Here is a 16321-nt window from a genome sequence, read left to right as displayed (position 1 = left end):
GTGACCTGTCGGATCATCGGACGGGAGACCGGGGGGTCCTGGTCCGAACTCACCCGTTCGGCGGATACCGTACTGATGAGGATGGCTGGGTCGCATTCGGGCAACCACTGCCGACCGCTGCCCCTGGGCCCCTCTCGCGTCCTACTGTTGAGGGTGCGCCCCCGTCGTGCGCGGCTGCCGGACGCCAATGCAGCCGCCAGGGCATGACAACAGGGGCCATCGCGTGACATCGGCATCGCCGGCTGTGAGAGGGACGGGCATGAAACCCACCGAGAGCGCCGACCCGTCACCTGAATCCGGCGGGGACGTCCCGTCCATGCGGGCGGGCCGGCTGGGCGTCCTGCGAACCAGGGCCCCGGGAACCCGACCGCTGGACACCGGAGCGGGCGTGGCGGGGCGGCGCGGAGTCCTGCCCCTCGCCGTCGTGGGCCTGTCCGCCGTGGTACTCGCCGCCGGGGTGGTCTCCGCACTGACCGACCGTCAGGCGCTGTTCCCCGGCGGGGCGGTGGGCTGGGCGCTGGCCCTGCTCACCGGCATCATCGTCGGCCACCTCGTCGCCCTGGGGCGCGACCGCTGGTGGGGCGGCACCGGCTCGGGCGCCGCCCTCACCCTCGGCGTGCTCGTGCTCTACGGCTGGGTGCCCGCCGGACTCGTCTCGCTGGCGGTGGTCTCCCTGGTCGGAGCCGCGCGCCGGCACCGCTGGCGCCAGGGGCTGTTGCACGGATCCGTCGACATCCTCGGCATCGGCGCCGGGGCGCTCGTCCTCGCCGCCTTCGGCGATTCACCGTCCGTCGAGCACCCCTGGAAGCCCGCCACGTGGGGGCTGGACGCGGCGCCCGTGGTCGTCCTCGTCGCCGTCGCCTACCTCCTCGCCACCCGCGTGCTGCTGTGGATCGCGCTGGCCCCCCGCGGCGGCGGCCTGCCCACCGTCGCCCGGACGGCCCTGATCCGACAGGCCCTGGTGGCCGTCGCCCTGCTCGGCATCGCCCCGCTGATCTGCGTGGTCGCGGTCGCCCAGCCGCTCCTGCTGCCCCTGTTCGCCGTGCCGCTGATCGCGCTGGACTCCACCCTGTGGATCGCCCGGGCCCGCGCCGAGGAACAGCTGCGGGACCCCCTGACCGGCCTGCCGAACCGGCAGTGGCTGCTGGAGCGGGCCTGGAGCGCCCTGGGCGACGCCGAGAGGTCGGGCACCCGCGCGGCCCTCGTCCTGATCGACCTGGACCGCTTCCGGGCGGTCAACGACACGCTCGGCCACCTGGCGGGCGACCGGCTCCTGCTCCAGATCGCCGACCGGCTGCGCCAGGCGCTGCCCGAGGACGCCGAGGCCGCCCGGCTCGGCGGCGACGAGTTCGCCGTCCTGCTGCCCGTCGCCGACTCCACCACCAGCGCCCAGCGCATCGCCCGGCACCTGGTCGCCGAGCTGAGCTCCCCGCTGGACCTGGACGGCCTCACCCTGGTGCTGGAGGCCAGCGCCGGACTCGCCGTCTTCCCCGACCACGCGCTGGACGCGGAGGGGCTGCTGCGCCGCGCGGACGTCGCGATGTACCAGGCCAAGCGCGACCGGACGGGCGTGGAGGTGTACGAGTCCAAGCGGGACAGCAACACGCCCGACCGGCTGGGCCTCCTCGGGGACCTGCGCCGGGCCCTGGACGCCGGCGAGGTGGAACTCCACTACCAGCCGAAGGTCCGCTTCGACGGCCAGGTCGCCGGACTCGAAGCCCTGGTGCGCTGGGTGCACCCGGAACGGGGCCGGGTGCCCCCGGACGAGTTCATCGCGATCGCCGAGACCTCCGGGCTGATGCCGCACCTGACCGAGTACGTCCTGGAGACGGCCCTCGCCCAGGTCGCGCGCTGGCGGGCCCAGGGCCTGAAGGTCCCGGTCGCCGTCAACGTCTCGCCGCGCGACGTGCACACCCCCGGCTTCGCGGGGGCGGTCGCCGCGCGGCTGGCCCGGCACGGGGTCCCGGCGAGCGGGCTCCAGCTGGAGATAACGGAACACGTGCTGCTGGAGGACCCCCAGCGGGCCGCGGACACCATGGCGGGGCTGACCGGCCACGGCGTGAAGATGTCACTGGACGACTTCGGCACCGGCTACTCCTCGCTGGTGCACCTGCGGCGGCTGCCGGTCAGCGAACTGAAGATCGACCGGTCCTTCGTGGGCCGGCTGGCCGTCGACACGCAGGACGCGGAGATCGTCCGCTGCACGGTGGACCTGGCCCACTCGCTCGGCCTGCTGGTCGTCGCCGAGGGCGTCGAGGACGACGAGACGTGGGAGCGGCTGCGGGACCTGGGCTGCGACGCGGTGCAGGGCTGGCTGGTGGCCGCCGCGATGCCGCCGCAGGAGGCGACGGCGTGGCTGCTGGCGCGCGGGGAGCGGGGCTGGCGGCGGCCGGCCGACATCTCGGCGGAACTCGCCGCCGCGGAGGCCGACGTCGTCTGACCCTCCCGGCCCACCGCCGCCGGGGCTCCGCCCCACACCCGCGCCCCGCACGACGGCGGGGCGGGGATCCGGCCGACGCCGTCCGCCCGGCGCGGCTCCGGACGGCGCCCGGAAGGCCCCGCCCCGACGGGCTGGTGGGGCCCGTCCTCGAAGACCCGGGCAAACCGTTTCGTGGTGAGCGGGCCCCGCCCCATAGGATTGGGCCCGAAACCTACACGCTCACCACCCCCAGAGGATCGCTGCATGCCTGGCATCACGCGCGAGGAGGTCGCCCACCTCGCTCGGCTGGCACGTCTGGAGCTCAAGGCCGAAGAGCTGGACCACTTCGCCGGACAGCTCGACGACATCATCGGCGCGGTCGCCCGCGTCTCCGAGGTCGCCGACCAAGACGTCCCGCCGACCTCCCACCCGCTGCCCCTGACGAACGTCATGCGCGCGGACGAGGTCCGTCCCTCGCTCACCCCCGAGCAGGCGCTCTCCGGCGCTCCCGCCCAGGAGCAGCAGCGATTCAAGGTGCCGCAGATCCTGGGGGAGGACTAACAGCCATGACCGACATCATCAAGCTCACGGCAGCGCAGACCGCCGAGAAGATCGCCTCCGGCGAGCTCACGGCCGTCGAGGTGACCGAGGCCCACCTGGCCCGCATCGACGCGACCGACGAGAAGGTCCACGCCTTCCTGCACGTCGACCGCGAAGGCGCGCTCGCCCAGGCCCGCGCCGTCGACGCCAAGCGCGCGGCGGGCGAGGAGCTCGGTCCGCTGGCCGGCGTACCCCTCGCCCTCAAGGACATCTTCACCACCACGGGGATCCCGACCACCGTGGGTTCGAAGATCCTCGAAGGCTGGATCCCGCCCTACGACGCCACCCTGACGCGCAAGCTCAAGGAAGCGGGCGTCGTCATCCTCGGCAAGACCAACATGGACGAGTTCGCCATGGGGTCCTCCACGGAGAACAGCGCCTACGGCCCCACCGGCAACCCCTGGGACCTCACCCGGATCCCCGGCGGCTCCGGCGGCGGTTCCGCCGCCGCGCTGGCCGCCTTCCAGGCCCCGCTCGCCATCGGCACGGACACCGGCGGCTCCATCCGCCAGCCCGCCGCCGTCACCGGCACCGTCGGCGTGAAGCCCACCTACGGCGGCGTCTCCCGCTACGGCATGGTCGCCTTCTCCTCCAGCCTCGACCAGGGCGGGCCCTGCGCCCGCACGGTCCTGGACGCGGCGCTCCTCCACGAGGTCATCGCCGGCCACGACCCGCTCGACTCCACCTCCATCGACGCCCCGGTCCCGCCGGTCGTCGAGGCGGCCCGCAACGGCTCCGTCGCCGGCATGCGCGTCGGAGTCGTCAAGCAGTTCGCCGGCGAGGGCTACCAGGCCGGCGTCGTCCAGCGCTTCAACGAGTCCGTCGAGCTCCTGGGCGAGCTGGGCGCCGAGATCGTCGAGCTGGACTGCCCCTCCTTCGACCTCGCGATGGCCGCGTACTACCTGATCGCGCCGTCCGAGTGCTCCTCGAACCTGGCCCGTTTCGACGCCATGCGCTACGGCCTGCGCGTCGGCGACGACGGCACCAAGTCCGCCGAGGACGTCACCGCCCTGACCCGCGAAGCCGGTTTCGGCGACGAGGTCAAGCGCCGCGTCATCCTCGGCACGTACGCGCTCAGCTCCGGCTACTACGACGCGTACTACGGTTCCGCCCAGAAGGTCCGCACGCTCATCACCAGGGACTTCGAGAAGTCCTTCGAGCAGGTCGACGTCATCGTCTCCCCGACGACGCCGACCACCGCCTTCGCGATCGGTGAGCGTACCGACGACCCGCTGGCGATGTACCTCGCGGACCTGTGCACCATCCCGACCAACCTGGCCGGCAACGCCGCCATGTCGCTGCCCTGCGGCCTGGCGCCGGAGGACGGTCTCCCGGTCGGACTGCAGATCATCGCCCCCGCGATGAAGGACGACCGGCTCTACAAGGTCGGCGCGGCCGTCGAGGCCGCCTTCGTCGCCCGCTGGGGTCACCCGCTGCTTGAGGAGGCACCGTCGCTGTGAGCACCAGTGCACTGTCCAAGGCCAAGGGCTTCAAGAAGTCCAAGTCCGGGACCTACCTGTCGATCGGCACCACCGCCTTCGGCGCCATCAGCGTGATCAAGCAGGCCCGCAGGGCCCGCACCGAGAACGACACACTGAAGCTGATCGACGCCGTCGTGTCCGCCGCCGCCATCGTGACCGGCCTCGCGATCCTGTACCGCGAGCTGAAGCGCCTGGGCGACGACGACGTCCTGCTGGGCTGAGAGGGAAAGTTTCACCGTGACCACCTTCACCGAACTGCTGTCGTACGAAGACGCCCTCGCGTCGTACGACCCCGTCATGGGCCTTGAGGTCCATGTCGAGCTCGGCACCAGGACCAAGATGTTCTGCGGCTGTTCCACCGAGCTGGGCGCCGAGCCCAACTCGCAGACCTGCCCGGTCTGCCTGGGCCTGCCCGGCGCGCTCCCGGTCGTCAACGCGATCGGCATCGAGTCCGCCGTCAAGATCGGTCTCGCGCTGAACTGCGAGATCGCCGAGTGGTGCCGCTTCGCCCGGAAGAACTACTTCTATCCGGACATGCCGAAGAACTTCCAGACCTCCCAGTACGACGAGCCCATCGCCTTCAACGGCTTCCTGGACGTCCAGCTGGAGGACGGCGAGATCTTCCGCGTGGAGATCGAGCGCGCCCACATGGAGGAGGACACCGGCAAGTCGCTGCACGTCGGCGGCGCCACCGGCCGTATCCACGGCGCGTCCCACTCGCTGCTGGACTACAACCGCGCCGGCATCCCGCTCATCGAGATCGTCACCAAGCCCATCGAGGGCGCGGGCGAGCGGGCCCCCGAGGTCGCCAAGGCGTACGTCGCCGAGCTGCGCGAGGTCATCAAGGCGCTCGGCGTCTCCGAGGCCCGCATGGACAAGGGCCAGATGCGCTGCGACGTGAACCTGTCGCTGCGCCCGACCCCCGGGGCGCCCTTCGGCACCCGCAGCGAGACCAAGAACGTCAACTCGCTGCGCTCCGTCGAGCGCGCGGCCCGCTACGAGATCCAGCGCCACGCGGCGGTGCTCTCCTCGGGCGGCACGATCGTGCAGGAGACCCGGCACTTCCACGAGGAGGACGGCTCCACCACGGCCGGCCGCATCAAGGACAACGCCGAGGACTACCGGTACTTCCCGGAGCCCGACCTGGTCCCCGTGGCCCCGGCCCGCGACTGGGTCGAGGAGCTGCGCGGCGCCCTGCCCGAGATGCCGCGCGTGCGCCGCAACCGCCTCCGCGAGGAGTGGGGCGTCACCGAGCACGACATGCAGTCGATCCTCAACGCGGGCGCGGTGGACTCCATCGTCGCCACGATCGAGGAGGGTGCCGACCCGGCCGCCGCGCGCAAGTGGTGGATGGGCGAACTGGCCCGCAACGCCAACGAGCAGGGCGTCGTCGTCGACGAGCTGCCGATCACCCCGGCCCAGGTGGCCCGGGTCGCGGCGCTGGTCGCCGCCGGCGAGCTCAACGACAAGCTGGCCCGCCAGGTCCTCGAAGGCGTCCTCGCGGGCGAGGGCGGCCCGGACGAGGTCGTGGAGAAGCGCGGCCTGAAGGTCGTCTCCGACGAGGGTGCGCTGGGCGCGGCCGTGGACGAGGCCATCGCGGGCAACGCGGCCATCGCGGACAAGATCCGCGGCGGCAAGGTCGCGGCCGTCGGCGCCCTGGTCGGCGCGGTCATGAAGACCACCCGCGGCCAGGCCGACGCGGCCCGCGTGAAGGAGCTCATCCTGGAACGCCTGGGCGTCGAAGGCTGACCGGGCGGTTCGACCAAGGGCGGTGGCCCGCACCGGTTCTCACGCCGGCGCGGGCCACCGCTGCGCCAGCGCTCGTCCGCGCGCTCCTCCCCGTTGAGCGGCCCTGCTCGCCGGACGGATTTCGTGACGGGGCGGTGTTTCGTCACGGGCCGGCCGCGGGTCCGGTGCCCCCGGCTCCCGGCTTGCGGCGGGCCCGGTAGGCCCGCGCCCGGCAGGTGGCCGAGCAGTGCCGGGCGGGCCGGCCCGGCGCCAGGCGGCGACTCGCGGTCGCCGGGAGTTCCTTGCCGCAGCCGGGGCACCGGGAGGCACCGTCCGGCCCGTCCGCGTCCGCAGCGCGTGCCGGCGTCTGCTCCGGGGCGCAGGCCCTGTCCGGGGCCGCGGCCGTCCGCGCCGGAAAGAGCCCGTGGGTCCCCGTGAGGCCCGCACCGTCCACGCCGCCGAGCGCCCGGGGCACCACGTCCCCGGCCTGCTGCCCACCGACGGCCTGCCCGGCCGCCCCGACAGCCGGCGGCGGCTGCTCGATCCCGAACACGACGGCGCGCTCACCGTCGCCGCGCAGATCCTCGACGCCGTGCCGTCGGCCGTCGCCGTGGCCGCCGACCTCGCCCTCGCCGTCGAACCGCTCCTGGAGGACTCCCACCTGTGGGCCCGGTCCCTCGACCCGGTCCGCACGATCCTGCGGACCGCCCAGGACCAGGGACACCTGCGCGCGGCGGGCCGCGCCGGCTACGTGCTCGCCAGCGCTCTGGCCCAGCTGGGACGGCTGGACGAGGCGGGCCGGATGCTGGACACGGCCGAACACGCGGCGGGGGCGGTGGGCGACGACGCGGTGCACACCGCGATCCTCAACCGCCGCGCCCACCTGTGCCAGTACCGGGCGCGCTGGCACCAGGCCGACGCCCTGCACCGGGAGGCCGTCGCCGCCGGCGAGGCCTACGGCAGCGACTGGGCCAGCCGCAACGCCCGGGCGAGCAGCGTCAGCACACTGCTGCGCCTCAGCCGGCGCGACGAGGCCGCCGAGATCAGCCGCACCACCCTCGCGTCCGCCGTCGACGCGGGAGACCGGGGCGGCGAGGCGTACGCCCTCTACAACCTGGGACTCACCGCCCGCCACCTGGGCCGCACCGACGAGGCGGTGGCCCGGCACCGGCAGAGCGCCGAACTGGGGGCGCGGTACGGCTCCCCGGCCATGGAGGCGATGAACCTGGTGTCCGAGACGGCCGCCCAGCTGGCCGGGAACCGGGTGCCGGACGCCGTGGACTGTGGCGAGCGGGCGGTCGCGGCGACCCGCCGGCTCGGCTGGCACGCCGCCGAGACCCGAGCCCGGCGGCTCCTGGACACGGCCCTGGCGGTGGCCGGCGGCAGCAAGCCGGTCGAGCCCCGGCCGGAACGGCCCGCGCAGGCGCCCCCCTCTCCCACCCGACCCCCGCACCCGCACGACCCGCCGCCACCGCACGGTGCGCCCTGACGGGCCGGCGTGCGACGGCGGGCCGGCGCTGGAGAAGGGTCAGCGCTTGAGGACGGGGGCGGCGATGACCGCGCTGCCCGTGTCCCGGCAGGTCTCCTCCACCTTCACCCGCAGGCGCAGGGCACCCTTGATGTCCAGGGATTTGGTGACCGGCTTGCCGAGGTGGACCTGCTCGGAGAAGAGCGCGGGCTTGTCGTCCACGGAAATGGTCACGCGGGCCTGTTCCATGGTCGAGCCGTCGTCGATGCCGGCCGTGAACTCCAGCGTGGACCAGGCCCGGTTCACGTCGTACTCGATGGTCGCGCCGTAGTAGCAGCTGCCGACGAGGGCCGCCCCGTACTCCTTGGTGTTCAGCTTGGCGGAGCCGACCTCGAAGTGCCGGACCTCCCCGACCGACGACAGCACCGTCAGGTCGGCCACGTTGCTGTCCTTGACCGAGCCGGGGGCCGAGGGGCTGCCGGAGGCATCGGGACTGCCGGAGGCCGAAGGGGCGGGATCGGACTGCGTGGGGTCGGCGGAGGGGGTCGCGGAGTCCGTCGCGGCCGGGGCGCTGCTCCCGCCCGGCTTCCCGCTCCCGGCGCTGTCGCCCTTGTCCCGGTCGCCCAGCAGCTGTACGCCGAGCACCGCGAGGGCCGCCAGGACCACCACGGCGGCCACCGACCCCACGACGAGGCCGGTGCGGCGCGGCTTCTTCGTGCGGGGCGGTTCGGTGGCCGGGCCGGACGGCGGGCTCAGGTGGTAGGTGGGGCCGTACGCGGCAGGCACCGCCGCCGAACCGGCCGTGTGCTGGGCCCGGTCCGTGGCGGGCACCGGTCCCGCACCCGGACCTGTACCCGTACGGGGAGCGGGCGGCGCGGTCCCCGGTTCCGTCGGGACGTAGGCGGCCGCGGCGGGCGGGGTCGCCGGCGCGGCGGCGGGCGGGGTGAAGGGCAGCGGCGGGACCACGGGCGGGGGCGGCGCGGCCGGCCTCGGCGGGGCGCTCACGACGGAGCGCTGCGAGGTGGAGGTGGTGGTCGACACCACCGCGTGGCGGACGTCCTTCATCCAGCCGGCCAGGTTCACCGGCCGCTTCCCCGGGTCGGCCGAACAGATGGAGGAGATCCGGGCCCGCTGCTCGGCGTCCAGCACGGCGATCTGCGGCAGCGCCGTCAGCGCCTGGGCCAGCTGCTCGGGAGTGGCCGGCGGCGACTGCCCGCTGAGCAGGAAGTAGGCGATGGCGCCGAAGGCGTACCGGTCCGTGCCCGGTGTCCGCTTGCCGTCGAAGACCTCGGGCGCCGCGTAGCCCGGGGTGAACCAGACCTCCGCGGTCTGGTGGTCGGCGGTCAGCTTGCTGAGGCCGAAGTCCACCAGCGTGGCCTGCCCGTGCGCGTCCACCATCACGTTGCCGGGCGACAGGTCGCCGTGGATCACCTGCCGCCCGGAGGGCGTGGCCTTCCCCGAGTGCAGCCAGTCCAGGACGTCGGCCAGCTGCTCCAGGGTGCGCATGACCTCGCGCCGCTCGGCGGCGGTGGCGAAGGTGCGCTCGGCCCGCCAGTCGCGCAGGTCGAGCCCGTCGACGTGGTTCATGACGAGGACGAGGGCCCGCCCGGTCAGGGTCGAGGACTCCCCGGGCCGGTGGATGGGCGGGCCCTCGAAGTGCTCCCGTACGCCCACCACGCCGGGCCGGTGGACGAAGCGCAGGAGCTCCGCCTGCTCGTTCCACTTCTGGCTGATCCGGTCGAAGATGTCGGGCGTGATGGTCGTCTTGGAGTCGAGCACCTTGACGACCACCGGCTCGCTGCCGCCCGCGAGCTCGATCTCCGCGAGGTAGAGCACGGCCTCCCCGCCGCGCCCGATGGACCGGAGCAAGCGGTAGCGGTCTGCGGCCGCGTCCGGTCCGATGTGCAGATTCTGGCTGGTCAATTTCCCCCCAGCGCCAGTGGTGTGATGAGGGATCAGCTTCCAGTGGCCGGGCGCGCGCGGTCAATGGCAATCGGCATCCCGTTAGGGTGACGATCCCCCCGCGCGGGCCCCTCACCGGTCTTGCGGCAGGGGTACCGGGGCTCCGAGGAAGGCCAGACGGGCCCGCTTGGCCGGGAGGTGGACCTCGGGCAGGTCGATCTCCGGGAGTTCGATCTCCGGGCCGAGCACGAAACCGCTGCGTTCCAGGCGGGCGACGGCCTTGTGGTTGCGGGCGTCGGGCTCGGCGACCACGCGGCGCACGGAGCCGTCGGAGAAGACGAAGGCCATGAAGGCCGTCATCAGCCCCGCACTGAAGCCGCGCTCGGCGCGGCCCCCGCTCGGGCCGATCAGCAGGTGCACGCCGACGTCCCCGGGCTGGACCTCGTAGCACTCGCAGATCCGGTCCTCGGCGCAGTCGTACGTCTGCAAGAGGGCGACCCGCTCGCCGTCCCGGGCCACCATGTAGGCGTGGTGGGTCGTGCGGCGGTCGACGTCCTCGTAGATCTCCCGGACGAGTTCGCGGTCGGCGCCGGCCATGCCCCAGAAGCGGGCCCGCTCCTCGCTGACCCAGCTGTGGATCAGGGCCGCGTCGGCCGCGGGGTCGACCGGGGTGATGGTGACCGTGCCGAAGCCCTCCACGAGGCGGGTGTACACGGGCTGCCTGGCGGGGGCTGTCATATCGATTCCTTGGTGAGCCGGGCCCAGTCGGTGACGACCGGGACGAGTTCGCAGCGCGCCCACAGGGGCAGCTGGTCGCGGTGGTGCGGGGTGCCCGTGACGCCGTCCGCGCCGAGCGGGACCGCCCAGAGGCTGTCCTCGCGGCGGGCGAGGTCCCAGACGTAACGGGCCGCCGAGGCGCGGGAGGTGAGGTCCGTGACGCCGGGGACGGAGGAGGACGCGTTCACGCAGTCGTGGTCGCCGCCGAGGCCGGGCCACTGTGCCTGTGCATCCGGCAGCGCCGACCAGGGGGCGAGCCGGTGCACCTGCCCCCAGGGGACGTCGGGGGCGCAGGCGGCGGCCGTCTCCTCCAGGGCGGCGCGGACGTGCGCGGCGCGGTCGAGCTGTGGCAGGAGGGAGGTGGTCAGCAGCCCTTCGAGGGCGTAGCCGACCCGCGGGACGAGGTGCAGCCAGGGGTGGAACACCTCCGGGCCGGTGGGGGCGCCGGCCAGGTCGGCGAAGACGGGGTCGGCGGCGAGGCGGCGTACGGTCGCGCTCCGGAAGGCGGAGAAGACGGTGGCGTCGGCGCTGTCCGCCGCCATGTGCCGGTCCCAGGCCAGCAGCCGGGCACGCAGGGACGCCGCCGCGGGGGAGAGCTCACCGAGCGGGGGCAGCAGCGCCAGCAGCGGCTCGGCGGAGGCCAGACGGGTGTCCCCGTGCACGTCGGCCATCGCCCTCGGGGACCAGTTCGCGCCGGCGCCGAGCAGCTCGCGGATGCGGTCGGCGCGGTGCGGGGGCGCGAACTCCACGCCGAGCGGTGCGGCGATGCCGCGGGCGTTGGCCATGACGGCAAAACCCCGCACGGGTTCGGCGGGGGTCTGGGCCCAGCCCTGCCAGGCGTAGCGCGGGTCCCGGGCGGGGACCGGGCGCAGCCCGTTGGCGCGGTCGCGCAGGGGGACCGCGCCCGCGACGCGGTGCAGCAGGCCGCCTTCGGAGTCGGCGGCGTGGACGACGTTGACGGGCTCGGCCCAGCCGTCGAGGGCGCGGTCGATGTCGGCGACGGTCCGGGCGCGCAGGAGGGCGGGCAGGGCGGCGAAGCCGAGATCGCGGCGGACGCGGGGCGGGTAGCGCAGGGAGAGGGTCTGCGACCGTGGGGCGATCCCGGCCGCGGGGGCGGCGCCGGCCGGATCGGCGCGGTGGGCGCCGCCGGACGGGCCGGTCCCGCCGTGGACCACCACGGGGCCGCGGGCCGTCTCCAGGACCTCCACCTCGACGTCCGCGCCGCCGGCCACCGTGATGGTCTCGGTGTGGCGGTGCACCGGCTCCCAGGTGCCGCAGGGGCCGAGCGCCTCCACGGCGGAGCCGGAGCCGCGCAGTTGTTCCGCGTACAGGTCCTGGTAGTCGGCCATGGCGTTGGTGATGGCCCAGGCGGCGGCGCCGGTGTGCCCGAAGTGGGGCAGGCCCGGGACGCCGGGGACGGCCAGGCCCAGGACGTCGTACTCCGGGCAGGAGAGACGGATCTGCTGGTAGACGCCCGGATCCTCGATGAAGCGGTGCGGGTCGCCCGCGATGATCGCCGCGCCGCTCGCGGTGCGGTCGCCGGGCACCAGCCAGCCGTTGCTGCCGGCGGTGCCGGGCCCGTCGGTGGCGAAGAGCGTGACGGCCTCCTCGCCCAGGGCGCCGGCCACGCGCTCGCGCCACAGTTTCGTGGCGAAGCCGGCGAACAGGATGTGCGTGGCGGTCCAGACGGCGAGGGGGACCCACGGCTCCCAGGGTGCGGGCGCCAGTGCGGTGCGGGCGAAGCGTTCGTCGCGCGCGGCGCCGGCGGCGAGCCCGTCGTTGACGCCGTCGACGTAGGCGCCGACCCAGGCGGCGGTCCCGGGGTCGAGGGCCTCGTGGCAGCGGCGGGCGGTGTCGGCGATGCGGGCCTGGCGGGCGAACCTGTCCCAGGGCACGCAGTCGGCGCCGAGGAAGGAGGCACTGGAGCCCTGGGCGCGGTGCCGCTCGACCTCCAGCTGCCAGGCGCGGTCGAAGGCGGTGACGCGGCCCTGCGCGTAGGCGAGGCCGAGGGCGTCGCAGGCCCGCAGGTGCGGGATGCCGAAGGGGTCGCGGAAGACCTCGTAGGTGCCGTAGGTCCGGGCGCGGGCTGCGCCGGAGGTCCCCGCGCCGCTGTCGCCGCTCACACTGCTCACGCTGCTCACACTCTTCCCACGGGGCGGCATTAGGTAAGGCTGGCCTAACTATAGGCCCCGTGTGTGGTCGGTGATCGCCCACCCGGTGCGCCGCCCGGCCGGACTCAGTCTCCGGTGACGCCGTCCACCGCCTCGCGGAGCAGGTCGGCGTGGCCGTTGTGGCGCGCGTACTCGTGGACGAGGTGGAGCATGATCAGCCGCAGCGAGGCGTCCTTCCCCCAGCTCGGCACGTACGCCGTCACGTCCAGGGACGGCGCGGCGGCCTCGATCCGGCGGGCGTGGGCCACCTCGGCCTCCCAGGCGGAGAACGCCTCGGCGCGGGTCGAGCCGCAGGCGTCGTAGGCGGCCTGGAAGTCGTGGCAGTCCGACCACAGGTGCGGGAGGTCCTCGCCGGCCAGGACGCGCCGGAACCAGTGCCGTTCGACCTCGGCCATGTGCCGGACCAGGCCCAGCAGGGACAGGGTGGACGGCGCCACTGCCGCGCGGCGCAGCTCTTCGTCCCCGAGCCCCTCGCACTTCAGGGCGAGGGTCGCGCGGTGGTAGTCGAGGTAGGCGCGGAGGGTCTCGCGCTCGTGGCCGGTGAGGGGCGGGTCGATGCGTTCCATGCCGGTGATCATGCCCGCCCGCCCGGGGCCGCGGAAGTGTCCCGGGGCGGCGCCGGCGCCGTCCAGAGGTAGGGGACCGTCACCCCCAGCACCCCGAAGCCCAGCCGCTCCAGGATCGGGCGGCTTTCCGCCGACGCGTCCACCTGGAGGTAGGGGATGCCGCGCGCCGCCGCCAGGCGGGCCCGGTGCGCGACCAGGCAGCGGTAGACGCCGCGGCCGCGCCACCGCGGGACCGTCCCGCCGCCCCAGAGGCCCGCGAACGAGGTGCCCGGCGGCATCTCCATCCGGGCCGCGCTCACCGGGGTCTCACCCTCCATCGCCACCACCGCCGCGATGGCGTCCGGCTCGTCCCTCAGCAGGCTCAGCACCTGCTCCCGGATCTGCGGCCGCTCCGTCCCGAAGGCCCGTGCGTGGACGTCCATCATCAGATCCACCCCCGCCTCGTCCGTCACCACCCGCAGGGTGATCCCCTGCGGCGGCTCCACGGGCAGTCCGGCGAGGTCCGCCACCCGCCCCACCATCAGCGTCTCCGGCGGCTCCGGGACCAGACCCGCGGCCCGCAGCCGCTCCCCGAGGTCCGCCGGGCGGTCGTGGTCGTAGAGCTTCCACTCGAACTGCGCCGCCCCGCGCCCCGCGAAGAACGCCACCTGCGCCGCGATCTCCGCATCCGCCGACATCTCGTCGAGGTCCGACCAGAGCACGCCGTTCCAGCCGAGCCCGGGCACCGACTGCCGTACGACCGCACCCGCCCGCTCCACGCGGGCCAGGGCCGCGTCCGGCTGCGCGCCCCGGCGCAGCTGGGCGTCGTAGCGGTCGCGGACCTCGCGCAGTTCACCGGCATCCATCGTCATCCGGCCAGCTGACCAGGGAGCGGACCTGCCGCACAACTGCATTAACCTCGCCCCGTGAACGACGACTCCACCATCTACACCGGCAAGGCCACCCCCGATGCCGCCGCGGACCGCGGCTGGCTCCTCGGCCACTTCAAGGACCCCTCCGACCCGCGCCACAGCGAGGACGTCGAGATCAAATGGGGTGTCCACCCCAAGGGCGACGCCCGGGAGCGGTGGGCGACCGCGGAGAAGCGCACGGCGCTGCTGGTGCTGATCAGCGGGCGCTTCCGGCTGGAGTTCCCCGGCCGGACCGTCGTTCTGGCCGAGCAGGGCGACTACGTGCTCTGGGGGCGCGGCGTCGACCACTCCTGGTACGCGGAGGAGGACGCGGTGGTCCTCACCGTCCGCTGGCCCTCGATCCCCGGCTACCGCGTCGACGGGCCGGGCGATGCGGCCGGCGCCGACTCCTGCAACCCGCTCGCGGGCTGACCGGCCCGGCCGGGTGCCCCGGATCGGCATCGAGCCCCCGCATGCCGGGACCATGGAAAGATCCCGGTACAGCGGCCCGGAGCCGGACCCGTCACGAGCGGCGACGGCGCCGAGCCCGTCACGGCGCCACGGTGATCCGGCGACCCGCCGCACGAGACCAGTGAAAAGGACCGCATGTTCTCCATAGACCTCACCGACGACGCCCGGCTGTTCCCGCTGGAGCCCTGGCACGCCGGGGAATTCCTCGCGCACATGGACCGCGGGCGTGACTACATCGGCGAGCACATCGCGCTGGCCGACCTCGTCACCGACCTCGATTCGGCGCGCGCCTTCCTCACCGGCTACGCGCGCAAGACGGCCGAGGACGCCGGGCGCATCTACGGCATCCGGGTCGGCGGGACCCTCGTCGGCGGCGTCCTCTTCCGCGTCTTCGAGCCCGCGACCGGTACCTGCGAGGCGGGCTGCTGGCTGGAGCCCGCCGCGGCCGGCCGCGGCCTGGTGAGCAGGGCCTGCCGGGTCCTGATCGACTGGGCCTTCGGCGAGCGCGGCATGCACCGCGTGGAATGGCGGGCCTCCCCGGCCAACGGGAAGAGCATCGCCGTCGCCGAACGGCTCGGGATGACCCGCGAGGGCGTCCTGCGGCAGAACCACCTCCACCGGGGCGTCCGCCAGGACACCGAGATCTGGTCGCTCCTCGCCCCCGAATGGGCCGCGGCCCGCCCGGCCTGACACCGCCCGGTCCCCGCCCCGGCCCCGCCACCGCGGGGTCCGGCGGATTTCTCATGAACCTCTCAGACAGTCCGCCTACCGTGCCCCGCATGGACACCACGAAGACCCCCGCCCCGAAGGCCGCCGAGGCGGACACCACCAAGGCCGGCCCCGACACTGCCGAAACCCCCGAGCCCGCCAAGGCCGGGATCGCCTCCGCGCCCACGGACGCGGACACGGACGCGCTCACGGACACGGACGCGCTCACGGACGGGGACGCGCTCACGGACGCGGACCTGGGCGACGACGCCTACGACGAGGACCGCGCCGGGACCGGGGAGCCGGGCCACGTCGGATCCGCGGCCGCCGCGATCGTCTCCGCCGGTCTCGCGCTGGTCGCCCTCAGCGGCAGCTGGGTCGCCGGCATCGTGTCCGAGCGTTCGAGCATCACCGGCCGGCTGGAGCTGACGCAGAGCGCCGACGCCAACGCCCAGATCGCCGCCCAGTTCGCCGGCCCCTGGCACAGCACCGCGCTCGTGAACGGCGTCTTCTCCACGGTCGCCCTGCTCGTCGCCGTCTTCGTGCTGGCCCTCCCCGCCTTCAGCACCCCCCAGCGCACCCTTCCCGCCTGGGTGCGGTCCGTCTCCTGGGCCGGCGTCGCCCTCGGCGCCCTCGGCGTCGTGCTCTTCGTCCTCATGTACTTCGACCTCCTCCTCACCATCCCCAAGGCGGCCGGCTAGTGCTGTGACCGGGAAGGTTCACCGCGCTGGTGCTGTCACAGCACCAGGCACTGCCTTAGGGCCGCCGCGCCCGCCCGGGAAACCCCCGGCCCCGGACTAAGGCCCCCTGCCCCCGGCAGATGCGGCATGCGACCGATGTGGCGGTACCCCCTGGGACGCGAAGCTGGGACCACACCGAACGAGGTGCCCGAGCAACGCAACCAGGGAGTACGAGATGTTCGAGTACGAGATCGCCACCGCCCGCAGCGCCGACCTGATCCGCGAGGCCGACGCCTACCGGCTCGCCCGCGAGGCCGAGAAGGCGCGCCGCGTCCCCTCCTCGCGCAGCCGCGAACGCGAAGGGTCGGTGAGGGGGCACCGCGGCCGCTTCGCCCGCGCCGCGTAGCCGGCCACGCCGACCGCGTGGACGGGCACGTGATGAGCAGCGCACCGATAACGA

General features: G+C 74.2%; 15 protein-coding genes. 10 read left to right on the top strand and 5 right to left on the bottom strand.

Annotated features, from left to right (window positions below):
* Window positions 1-316 precede the first annotated feature (316 nt).
* The 6 genes from AMK16_RS08490 to AMK16_RS08465 all read left to right on the top strand — a co-directional run bounded on the left by AMK16_RS08490 (window position 317) and on the right by AMK16_RS08465 (window position 7717).
* Entirely contained in the window at window positions 317-2440 is a 2124-nt protein-coding gene (locus tag AMK16_RS08490; protein WP_338014435.1) for a putative bifunctional diguanylate cyclase/phosphodiesterase, read from the top strand.
* A gap of 243 nt (window positions 2441-2683) precedes the next feature.
* The gene (gene gatC, locus AMK16_RS08485; RefSeq protein WP_010984178.1) at window positions 2684-2980 is read left to right on the top strand and encodes an Asp-tRNA(Asn)/Glu-tRNA(Gln) amidotransferase subunit GatC; all 297 of its coding nucleotides are present in this window, start codon (window positions 2684-2686) and stop codon (window positions 2978-2980) included.
* 5 nt (window positions 2981-2985) lie between these two features.
* Window positions 2986-4479, top strand: a complete 1494-nt coding sequence (gatA, locus tag AMK16_RS08480; protein ID WP_073911223.1) for an Asp-tRNA(Asn)/Glu-tRNA(Gln) amidotransferase subunit GatA — start codon at window positions 2986-2988, stop codon at window positions 4477-4479.
* The gene (locus AMK16_RS08475; RefSeq protein WP_073911220.1) at window positions 4476-4721 is read left to right on the top strand and encodes a hypothetical protein; all 246 of its coding nucleotides are present in this window, start codon (window positions 4476-4478) and stop codon (window positions 4719-4721) included. Before gatA ends, AMK16_RS08475 begins: the two co-directional genes overlap by 4 nt.
* 16 nt (window positions 4722-4737) lie before the next feature.
* Window positions 4738-6249 (top strand): Asp-tRNA(Asn)/Glu-tRNA(Gln) amidotransferase subunit GatB, encoded by a 1512-nt coding sequence (gene gatB, locus AMK16_RS08470; RefSeq protein ID WP_073911218.1) that lies wholly within the window; start codon window positions 4738-4740, stop codon window positions 6247-6249.
* Window positions 6250-6652: 403 nt separating this feature from the next.
* Window positions 6653-7717, top strand: a complete 1065-nt coding sequence (locus AMK16_RS08465; protein WP_073911215.1) for a hypothetical protein — start codon at window positions 6653-6655, stop codon at window positions 7715-7717.
* Window positions 7718-7756: 39 nt separating this feature from the next.
* Here the strand turns inward: AMK16_RS08465 and AMK16_RS08460 are convergent, their stop codons facing one another.
* The 5 genes from AMK16_RS08460 to AMK16_RS08440 all read right to left on the bottom strand — a co-directional run bounded on the left by AMK16_RS08460 (window position 7757) and on the right by AMK16_RS08440 (window position 13963).
* Window positions 7757-9619, bottom strand: a complete 1863-nt coding sequence (locus AMK16_RS08460; RefSeq protein WP_073911213.1) for a protein kinase domain-containing protein — start codon at window positions 9617-9619, stop codon at window positions 7757-7759.
* 111 nt (window positions 9620-9730) lie between these two features.
* Window positions 9731-10336 (bottom strand): GNAT family N-acetyltransferase, encoded by a 606-nt coding sequence (locus AMK16_RS37105; RefSeq protein ID WP_073911210.1) that lies wholly within the window; start codon window positions 10334-10336, stop codon window positions 9731-9733.
* Window positions 10333-12498 (bottom strand): penicillin acylase family protein, encoded by a 2166-nt coding sequence (locus AMK16_RS08450; protein ID WP_073911209.1) that lies wholly within the window; start codon window positions 12496-12498, stop codon window positions 10333-10335. Before AMK16_RS08450 ends, AMK16_RS37105 begins: the two co-directional genes overlap by 4 nt.
* A gap of 113 nt (window positions 12499-12611) precedes the next feature.
* Window positions 12612-13112 (bottom strand): DinB family protein, encoded by a 501-nt coding sequence (locus AMK16_RS08445; protein WP_443333542.1) that lies wholly within the window; start codon window positions 13110-13112, stop codon window positions 12612-12614.
* 8 nt (window positions 13113-13120) lie between these two features.
* Window positions 13121-13963, bottom strand: a complete 843-nt coding sequence (locus AMK16_RS08440; protein WP_443333541.1) for a GNAT family N-acetyltransferase — start codon at window positions 13961-13963, stop codon at window positions 13121-13123.
* Window positions 13964-14017: 54 nt separating this feature from the next.
* Here AMK16_RS08440 and AMK16_RS08435 point away from each other — a divergent pair, with 54 nt between their 5' ends.
* From AMK16_RS08435 to AMK16_RS36580, 4 genes are all read left to right on the top strand, one after another.
* Window positions 14018-14434 (top strand): signal peptidase I, encoded by a 417-nt coding sequence (locus tag AMK16_RS08435; RefSeq protein WP_073911205.1) that lies wholly within the window; start codon window positions 14018-14020, stop codon window positions 14432-14434.
* Between the two features lie 174 nt (window positions 14435-14608).
* Window positions 14609-15163, top strand: coding sequence for a GNAT family N-acetyltransferase (locus AMK16_RS08430; RefSeq protein WP_073911202.1), 555 nt, complete (start codon window positions 14609-14611; stop codon window positions 15161-15163).
* An 89-nt stretch (window positions 15164-15252) separates the two neighbouring features.
* Window positions 15253-15882, top strand: coding sequence for a hypothetical protein (locus tag AMK16_RS08425; protein WP_073911200.1), 630 nt, complete (start codon window positions 15253-15255; stop codon window positions 15880-15882).
* Between the two features lie 214 nt (window positions 15883-16096).
* Window positions 16097-16267 carry a hypothetical protein gene (locus AMK16_RS36580; RefSeq protein ID WP_199885388.1) on the top strand — a complete coding sequence of 57 codons (171 nt, stop codon included), beginning with the start codon at window positions 16097-16099 and terminating at the stop codon, window positions 16265-16267.
* Window positions 16268-16321: the final 54 nt, after the last annotated feature.

It is taken from the genome of Streptomyces sp. CB00455 (assembly GCF_001905445.1).
In the GTDB taxonomy this organism is placed as follows: Bacteria; Actinomycetota; Actinomycetes; order Streptomycetales; family Streptomycetaceae; genus Streptomyces.
Note: the sequence above shows the minus strand (reverse complement) of the source record. Positions and strands in the feature narration are given on the sequence as shown.

Excerpts from the sequence above, each read along its gene's own strand:
- AMK16_RS08425 (WP_073911200.1), top strand. The coding sequence starts at position 15,253 with ATGGACACCACGAAGACCCCCGCCCCGAAGGCCGCCGAGGCGGACACC.
- AMK16_RS37105 (WP_073911210.1), bottom strand. The coding sequence starts at position 10,336 with ATGACAGCCCCCGCCAGGCAGCCCGTGTACACCCGCCTCGTGGAGGGC.
- gatC (WP_010984178.1), top strand. The coding sequence starts at position 2,684 with ATGCCTGGCATCACGCGCGAGGAGGTCGCCCACCTCGCTCGGCTGGCA.
- AMK16_RS36580 (WP_199885388.1), top strand. The coding sequence starts at position 16,097 with ATGTTCGAGTACGAGATCGCCACCGCCCGCAGCGCCGACCTGATCCGC.
- AMK16_RS08440 (WP_443333541.1), bottom strand. The coding sequence starts at position 13,963 with ATGACGATGGATGCCGGTGAACTGCGCGAGGTCCGCGACCGCTACGAC.
- gatA (WP_073911223.1), top strand. The coding sequence starts at position 2,986 with ATGACCGACATCATCAAGCTCACGGCAGCGCAGACCGCCGAGAAGATC.
- AMK16_RS08430 (WP_073911202.1), top strand. The coding sequence starts at position 14,609 with ATGTTCTCCATAGACCTCACCGACGACGCCCGGCTGTTCCCGCTGGAG.
- AMK16_RS08445 (WP_443333542.1), bottom strand. The coding sequence starts at position 13,112 with ATGGAACGCATCGACCCGCCCCTCACCGGCCACGAGCGCGAGACCCTC.
- AMK16_RS08490 (WP_338014435.1), top strand. The coding sequence starts at position 317 with ATGCGGGCGGGCCGGCTGGGCGTCCTGCGAACCAGGGCCCCGGGAACC.